Source organism: Clostridium prolinivorans, from assembly GCF_004011155.1.
GTDB lineage: Bacteria > Bacillota > Clostridia > Clostridiales > Clostridiaceae > Clostridium_AT > Clostridium_AT prolinivorans.
In genome coordinates this window covers 1-402 of the sequence record NZ_RJWG01000055.1, presented here as the reverse complement: position 1 = coordinate 402, position 402 = coordinate 1, and the positions used below count along the sequence as shown (strand labels likewise).

At 37.3% G+C, this 402-nt stretch carries 1 rRNA gene; it reads right to left on the bottom strand.

The features are described from left to right. A 23S ribosomal RNA gene (locus EGD97_RS12305) occupies window positions 1-192 on the bottom strand; the annotation flags it as partial. Between the last annotated feature and the right edge of the window lie 210 nt (window positions 193-402).

Here is a 402-nt window from a genome sequence, read left to right as displayed (position 1 = left end):
AGTTCCCCAAGTTACCTTCCTGCATCTATGTATTCAATGCAGGATACACAGCTTTGGCTGTGTGGGTTGCCCCATTCGGAAATCTCTGGATCACAGGCTATTTGCGCCTACCCAGAGCTTATCGCAGCTTATCACGTCCTTCTTCGGCTCCTAGTGCCAAGGCATCCACCATGCGCTCTTCGTAGCTTGACCTTTGGCAAAACGCTAACGCGTTTTTTATTTCTTTGCGAAATTGTATACCCTAATTTTAACTTTGTAGTTAGTTGAGTATAACAATTTAATCTTTTTAATCTGTGCAATTTTCAAAGAACAATTTTAAATTAAAATCTGAGAGCTAAAAATTGAAATTTATTATTTCAATTAAGAGATTAGTCTCTCAAAATTAAACAGAGAATTAAGTTC